The organism is Streptomyces lushanensis (assembly GCF_001700515.1).
GTDB lineage: Bacteria > Actinomycetota > Actinomycetes > Streptomycetales > Streptomycetaceae > Streptomyces > Streptomyces lushanensis.
Map to the genome: position 1 here is coordinate 56,216 of NZ_MAUD01000105.1, position 869 is coordinate 57,084.

The following is an 869-nucleotide window of genomic DNA, read 5'->3' on the forward strand; positions in this document are numbered from 1 at the left end:
GGACGCCGGAGCGGATCAGAGGGTCACACTAAGGTCATGCTGATCTGCTCGCCCTGCACGGTCCAGTGCTGGCGGGGTCCCGAGGGGTTGCACGGCTCCACATTGACGATCCGCGTTCTCGGGTAGTCACTGGTCAGGCACATACCGGGGTTCGCGGTCGCGTAGATCGACTCACCGCTGACGGTCCAGTGCTGGCGGGGCCCGGAGGAGTTGCAGGGCTCCACGTTGACGATCCGCGTTCTCGGGTAGTCGTTGGCCAGACACATGCCGGGATAGGCGGACTCGAAGATCGACTCACCACTGACGGTCCAGCGCTGGTTGGCGCTGGAGGAGTTGCAGGAGTCCACATTGACTATGCGCGTTCTCGGATAGTCGCTGGACAGGCACATGGTGCCGACGAGCGGGACCGCGTCCACGGGTGCGGCGGCCGCAACGGTGGTGGGCGGCAGCGCGAAGGACGTCAGTGCGAAGAGGGCGGGTACGAGGAGCTTACGGAACACTTTGGCCACGGGAGGGAACCCTTCATGGTCGGCGGACCACGTCGGCCGGAACACATCCGCTGTCCTGGCCAACGGGTCTGGGTGGTTACAAGCCCTGAGAGGTTCCCCTCATTCATGAAGCCATATGCGTCACACGCGTCACAGACGGCGCTCAGGCGGTCACTCGCCGCCGGAGCGTTGGAGGATCCATACAAAAATCCTTCGGAAACGGTGGGCGAGCCCGGTCCGGCCGTAGTCCGTTCACGGCTGCCCGCCGAAGAGCTGCGCGATCTTCTCGTACTACTCTTCCTGGACGGTCCGCCGTTGAATCCGGCCCTGGACGCGGCCGTGGACCGGGGGCGCCGCCGCGCCACGATCGTGGCCGCCGCC

At 65.7% G+C, this 869-nt stretch carries 1 protein-coding gene; it reads right to left on the reverse strand.

Annotated features, from left to right (window positions below; genetic code table 11):
• Positions 1 to 23: 23 nt before the first annotated feature.
• Positions 24 to 509 (reverse strand): RICIN domain-containing protein, encoded by a 486-nt coding sequence (locus tag BFF77_RS10245; protein ID WP_066946699.1) that lies wholly within the window; start codon positions 507 to 509, stop codon positions 24 to 26.
• Between the last annotated feature and the right edge of the window lie 360 nt (positions 510 to 869).